Here is a 6,579-nt window from a genome sequence, read left to right as displayed (position 1 = left end):
GTATTCACAATGCTTCTAGTACCGTTCCAGCCTCGTAAATTGGCAAAGGTATTGAGAATTGATGGCGTATTTCTACCCAAGACTGAAGAACTACCCATTTATTTTGCTGAAGTACAATTTCAACCAGATAAAAAGTTTTACTCACGTTTGTTCACAGAAATCTTTAACTATCTCGATAAAACAGAATTAACCAATACTTGGTGTGGTGTTGTCATCTTCCCCAATCGCAAGGTTGACACTGGAGATACCAAAAGATACACAGAATTACTCTCATCACCACGAGTAACTCGCATCTATCTTGACGAATTAACTTCAAGTACGCCACATCAATCCCAATTGAGACAGTCAAATTAATTATCGAACCAGAATCAACAGCGACAACAAAAGCTATAGAGATAGTCAATAGCGCCCGAAAACAAATTATAGATGCAGCCCAACAACGAGAAATTATAGAATTGATAGAAAAGATATTGATCTACAAATTGCCCAGCTTGAGCCGGGAGGAGATGGAAAAAATGTTCGGATTAGGCGAGTTGAAGCAAACTAGATTTTATCAAGAAGTTTTTGCTGAAGGTAAACAAGAAGGTAAACAAGAAGGTAAGCAAGAAGGTAAACAAGAAGGTAAGCAAGAAGGTAAGCTCGAAGGTAAACAAGAAGGTAAGCTCGAAACCATACCTCAGTTATTGGCTTTGGGTTTGAGTATTGAACAGATAGCTCAAGCGCTATTGCTGGATGAACAAGTTGTAAGGCTTGCCGCACAACCGAAATTATGAAGCGCGATTGAGTGCTATTTGATGCCACAAAAAGTACCGAGGCTTCTGTCAACGACATAAGCCAAAAGTCAAACCAACACAAAACAAGTCAAAAATCAAAAGAAGATCCTTACTTTTGACTTTTGACTTTTGACTTCCCCAAAGGGGCGGCTGGTCATAAAATTAGCCAAATAAAAAGTAAGCAGAAATGCTCGCCTGGTCAACTGACACTTGGGGAGCAGTGCCAGGTATTGGGTCGCCCCGAAGTGGCAGTTGTGGTAGATAAGTTTATGCTAATAAAACGTTTGACGGAAGTTGTATTAATGAGGTATAAAAGAAAGTGCTGTACGACCCCCTAGAAACAGAGGTAACCCAGGTAGGGGTACCACCGGCAACTGGGGGGACGCAATTGCGGGGTATCCGCCCTTTGCATCCACTGATCGCTACTAGCCCCAAGAGCCCTCCCCGCCGACAAATCCGCTCCCAAAGCGCCGACAACAACCGCCGACAAACCCACCGCGAGACAAACCCGCCGACAAACCGCCCACACACCCGCATCGTCAATAGTTTTCATCTGATCATTCTCCAAAAGGATAATAAGTCTTTGTGATATGCTACCCTTTTTTGGATACCTACAAAAATATTTCCAAAAAAGATTCACAAAATTTTGTAAAAATTAAGGCAATCAGTGGGGGCAGTAACCACCACTGATTAAAAAGGTTAATTCGGTCCTAATCCCACAGCACCAGCGTAAACGGCAAGTTCACCCAACTCATCCTCAATACGTAGCAAACGGTTATATTTTGCTACCCGTTCGCTGCGACACAGAGAACCTGTCTTGATTTGACCTGCGCGGGTTGCGACGGCTAAGTCAGCAATTGTTGTGTCTTCCGTTTCACCAGAACGATGGCTAATAACTGAGCGAAAACTATTGCGAGTCGCCAAGTCAATTGTTTGCAAAGTTTCTGTTAACGAACCAATTTGATTGAGTTTAATCAAAATCGCGTTAGCAGCTTTCTGTTCAATGCCTTTTTGCAAGCGCGTGACATTGGTTACAAATAAGTCATCACCTACCAACTGCACGCGAGAACCCAGCTTCTGGGTGAGTAACTGCCAATTTTGCCAATCTTCCTCGTGCAAGCCATCTTCAATTGACACAATGGGGTATTGGTCAACCAGTTGCGCGAGATAATCAACAAACTCACCCGGAGAGTGAGGTTTACCGTCGTAGACATACTGCCCATCTTTGTAAAACTCACTCGCCGCAACATCCAACGCCAAAGCGACTTGTTCTCCTGGTTTATAGCCAGCTTTCTTAATCGCTGCAACCAGCAATTCCAACGCCACCTGATTCGACTCCAGATTAGGGGCAAAACCGCCTTCATCCCCAACACCAGTCAGTAAACCTTTCTCATCCAAAACTTGGCTGAGGGTAGCAAACACCTCCGCACCCCAGCGCAAAGCTTCTCGGAAAGAAGACGCCCCAATCGGGACAACCATAAACTCTTGAAAATCCACGTTATTGGCTGCGTGTGCACCGCCGTTAATCACGTTCATCAGCGGTACGGGTAATAAATTTGCCAGTGGACCGCCTAAATAGCGATAGAGAGGAATTCCCAAAGACTCAGCCCCGGCTTTGGCTGCTGCTAAAGAAACCGCTAGAATCGCATTAGCACCAAGATGGGATTTATTAGCGGAACCATCCAAGGCAATCATCGTGCGATCGAGCAGTTCCTGGTTGAGGGCATCCATTTTGAGCAACTTTGGAGCAAGTGCTTCTTTAACGTTTCGCACCGCCTTGAGTACGCCCTTACCCCCATAACGTGCTTTATCCTTATCCCTCAGTTCGTGCGCTTCAAAAGTGCCAGTAGACGCACCACTGGGAACCTGCGCCAATCCTATCGCACCATTGACCAAATGCACTTCTGCTTCAATTGTTGGTCTACCCCGAGAGTCAAGGATTTCACGGGCAACAATACCTTCGATCGCAGTGTCAAACATCTGTTCTCCATCCTTTGTTTTGCGTGCGTTCTTTCTGCCGTTTACAAAAAGCTAAATGGCTCATCCGACCATCTAGCATATGCGCTTGTGGGACTCTATGCGCTCTCGTTTAACGAAGATTTCCACTGGATTTGGGGGATCACGAGAATAAGGTAAAGATGAGAAAGTAATTCCTCCCTTGCTCCCCGCTCCCCGCTCCCTGCTCCCTGCTCCCTGCTCCCTTACTCCCTGCTCCCTGCTCCCTCATCCTCCTCAAAAGTTCCTCAAACTTTTTTGCATCTACCCTGCAAATGTATGTATCCCTTAACAAGAGGAAAAGACAATGACCCAAAAGAAAACTGACCCTTACCCAGCTTTAATCGAAATTCCTGCCGGATATCTCAACATTATGGGCTATATCGATGAATCAGAGGTGAATGGTCCTGGGTGTCGTGCTGTTGTTTGGGTGCAGGGGTGTTTGCGAGAATGCCCAGGTTGTTTTAATGTTGAGTCCTGGTCATTTGAAATGAATCAACTTATCTCAATTGACAGCCTTGCCGAGAAAATTTTGAGTAATCCTCGCAACCAAGGAGTGACATTTTCTGGAGGGGAACCGTTTTGGCAAGCCCCTGCACTGGCGGTTCTCGCTTCTAAGATAAAAGCCGGTGGACTGAATGTGATGTCTTTTTCTGGCTTTACCCTAGAGCAGTTACAATCCCAATATGCCCCAGCTGGCGCTCAAGACCTCTTGAACCAGTTGGACATTTTAATTGATGGTCCATATATCCAGTCGTTAGCACTTAATTCACCATTATCTCCTGTTTCTTCCAGCAATCAACGTGTTCACGTTTTTAATCCCGCTTTGAAAGATAAAATTACCTGGGCAAGCGACCAAATAGAAGTTCATATTTTCAAAGATGGTAGCCGTCTGATTACTGGTTACCGAGGAGGGCTGGAGTTGTCCCAGTGAGGGGGATGAGGGAGAGTAAAATCCTCCTCATCTGAGATCTTGCACAATTCTCACACCTTGCATTCTCGTCCGCCTGGGATTGAAATCCCAGTCTAATAGCAAAAGTCGTCTAAAGACGACTGCACAAGCCTTTCAGTCTACTTTAGTAGACTTGGGTTGTGAGCCTCGGAATTAATTCCGAGGCGGTCAAAATGGGCTAATTTAAAGTGATGCAAGATCTCAGTCATCTTCCCCAGTATGAGGACGGTTGCCAGATTACAATATTGAGCTGAACGACAAAACATCAAAGCAAAAGTGAGATAATTATGCGATTCTTGCACACAATGCTACGGGTAGGTAACCTTGAAGAATCTCTGAAGTTCTACTGTGATCTCTTGGGAATGAAGCTATTGCGGCAAAAAGACTATCCTGGGGGAGAGTTTACTCTGGCTTTTGTTGGCTACGGTGATGAAAGTGAAAAGACTGTGCTAGAACTTACTTATAACTGGGGTACGGAAAAGTACGACTTGGGAAATGCTTACGGACATATTGCCATCGGAGTTGATGATATTTACACGACTTGTGATCAAATAAAAAAGCTTGGTGGTAAAGTCGTACGCGAACCAGGACCAATGAAACACGGTTCTACAGTCATTGCTTTTGTAGAAGACCCAAATGGGTATAAAGTAGAACTGATTCAGACGAAACCTCAAGAAGAGGCTGTGAAACAAGAAACAGAACCGCAAATGGTAAACCAGTAAATATAGCAGTTACCAGTTACCAGTTTTCACTGCTCACTGTTCACTGTTCACTGTTCACTGTTCCCTGTTTCCTGTTCCCTGTTCCCTGTTCCCTACTATAGAACCAAAAGTACAAAAGTATAGGTGTGATGGAGTTGAGCGTAAAGCAATGTCTCAGGCAAAGAATTCGTTCTAGAAATTTATTGGCTTGGAGTTTACTCATTTGGGGAATTCCTAGCCAAATCATCTGTTTTCCAAAAGCAGCGAATTCTTTGCCTTCTCCAAAACAGCAAGAAACTGCTGTTTCGACTTTTATTGCGGAAAATGACCTGTATGAGGCGATACCAGAGAATTTTAAACTGTCTGCTGGTGAAGCAACAGCGGCAGAATTTCCCGAAGCATCTGTAACATCCCTGGATACAGAGTCCCAATCTGTAAACAAATCTGGTAATCTGAACAAAAATGCTCAGGTGTCAGATCCCCCGACTCCAGCCAATGAGTCTGGTAATCCTGACATAAATACCAATACGTCACCTCAACAACCTTCGGTTTCGCAATTGTCTGATGTTCAACCGACTGATTGGGCATATCAGGCGTTGCGATCGCTCATGGAACGTTATGGTGTCCTCTCTGGTTATTCAGATCACACGTTTCGTGGAAACCGTCCTCTGTCTCGTTATGAATTTGCTGCGGGTTTGGCGGCTACGATGGATAAACTCGATAGCCTGATTGGCAATGGTTTTCGCGATCAGTTCATTCAGCAAGACTTGATAACTTTACGACGCTTAGAAAGAGAATATCGTTCAGCTTTGGATGACTTGGCAAAAAGACTCAACAAAACGGACGATCGCGTGACGCGGCTGGAAGCACATCAATTTTCCGCGACAACCAAACTTCAAGGTCAAGCTATTGTTGCTTTTACACAAGGTAGTGGTGCTAATTCTACTATTGTATCCCGCGAGCGGTTAAATTTATTAACTAGCTTTAACAGTAATGATTTACTCCTAACTCAGTTAGAAGCTGGTAACAATGGCGATGATGCTATAGGACGAGCACAAAAAAGCAAAAACTTAAACCTTCTGGGAACAACTGGTTTAATCGCCAACGGTGGCGGACTGGATTATGTGGATGTTGACTCCGCTTTCAAGCTCAGACGTTTGTACTACTCTTTTCGTCCCGTGTCAGATTTATCTGTGACTGTTGGAGCAAAAATGTCTCCAAGAGATTTCATTGATCATAATAGATATGCTAACAACGAGGCGGTTGATTTTAGTTCCAGTTTTTTTATTAATAACCCTTTGATTGTTCAAAACCAAATTGACCGATATGGCGGTGCAGGAGTGGCTATATCCTGGAATCCAGGTGGTAGTGCATTCACAATTCGTTCTCTCTACATCGCTGCTGATGCAAATGTTGTCAACTCAAATGGCAGTGGTGGTTTATTTAAGGATAGATATCAAGCCAGTGCAGAAGTGGAATACTCACTCAGCAATCAATTAGCATTAAGACTACAATATACTAGAGCGGAAATCAACAACACCGACATTAACGCTTTCGGGGTTAATGCCGAATATGCCTTAAACAGAAATCTAGGCATTTTTACTCGCCTAGGATTTGGGAATTACCAAGGGTTCAACACCGCGATTAACCAAAATTTGGATATCAATCCTTTTAGTTGGGCAGTCGGCTTTGGTATTCGTAACCTCGTGATTCCCGGTACAGTTGGGGGTATCGCCGTAGGTCAACCTTTCGTCACCGATGGTTTGGGAAATAGCACCCAGACAAACATTGAAGCATTTTATAATCTGGAGCTAAGCGACAATGTTAGTATCACACCCATATTTTCAGTAGTCACAAACGCAAACAACGATAGCTCGAATAATACCATCTGGCAAGGTGCCTTGAGAACGGTGATTTCCTTTTAAAGTTAGCTGCGAGTCATGATTAAAGGGCTGATTGCAAAGTATTCTCAAATTGCAACCGCAGATACAAGCGGATACACCCTAAAAATGATTGGATATTAATTTGACAACATCTAGTAGTTTAAAATCCCAAATCTAAAATCTAAAATCTAAAATCCCAAATCTAAAACCCAAAATCCCAAATCTAAAATCTAAAATCTAAAATCCCAAATCTAAAACCCAAAATCCGAAATCCA

The 6,579-nt window shown here is 43.7% G+C and carries 6 protein-coding genes and 1 pseudogene; 6 read left to right on the top strand and 1 reads right to left on the bottom strand.

The features are described 5' to 3' along the window. Positions 1-9: 9 nt before the first annotated feature. The 3 genes and pseudogenes from AC5JM2_RS13385 to AC5JM2_RS13375 all read left to right on the top strand — a co-directional run. Positions 10-461, top strand: a pseudogene (locus AC5JM2_RS13385) (Rpn family recombination-promoting nuclease/putative transposase); the annotation flags it as partial. 45 nt (positions 462-506) lie between these two features. Beyond that, on the top strand, positions 507-773 hold the full coding sequence (locus tag AC5JM2_RS13380) for a hypothetical protein (RefSeq protein ID WP_495835365.1): 267 nt from the start codon (positions 507-509) through the stop codon (positions 771-773). Between the two features lie 319 nt (positions 774-1,092). Next, complete coding sequence (locus tag AC5JM2_RS13375) at positions 1,093-1,362, top strand: hypothetical protein (RefSeq protein WP_495835363.1); 270 nt, start codon at positions 1,093-1,095, stop codon at positions 1,360-1,362. Positions 1,363-1,472: 110 nt separating this feature from the next. Here AC5JM2_RS13375 and eno read toward each other — a convergent pair whose 3' ends face one another. Continuing rightward, the gene (gene eno / locus AC5JM2_RS13370) at positions 1,473-2,753 is read right to left on the bottom strand and encodes a phosphopyruvate hydratase (protein WP_495835362.1); all 1,281 of its coding nucleotides are present in this window, start codon (positions 2,751-2,753) and stop codon (positions 1,473-1,475) included. Positions 2,754-3,075: 322 nt separating this feature from the next. On the opposite strand from eno, the gene AC5JM2_RS13365 reads away from it, so the two are divergent. The 3 genes from AC5JM2_RS13365 (at position 3,076) to AC5JM2_RS13355 (ending at position 6,346) form a co-directional block, all read left to right on the top strand. Further along, entirely contained in the window at positions 3,076-3,702 is a 627-nt protein-coding gene (locus AC5JM2_RS13365; protein WP_495835361.1) for a 4Fe-4S single cluster domain-containing protein, read from the top strand. A gap of 305 nt (positions 3,703-4,007) precedes the next feature. Then, the gene (gloA, locus tag AC5JM2_RS13360; protein ID WP_495835360.1) at positions 4,008-4,442 is read left to right on the top strand and encodes a lactoylglutathione lyase; all 435 of its coding nucleotides are present in this window, start codon (positions 4,008-4,010) and stop codon (positions 4,440-4,442) included. Between the two features lie 128 nt (positions 4,443-4,570). After that, positions 4,571-6,346, top strand: a complete 1,776-nt coding sequence (locus tag AC5JM2_RS13355) for an iron uptake porin (RefSeq protein WP_495835359.1) — start codon at positions 4,571-4,573, stop codon at positions 6,344-6,346. The last annotated feature ends 233 nt before the right edge of the window (positions 6,347-6,579 follow it).

This window comes from Brasilonema angustatum (assembly GCF_059505445.1).
Note: the sequence above shows the minus strand (reverse complement) of the source record. Positions and strands in the feature narration are given on the sequence as shown.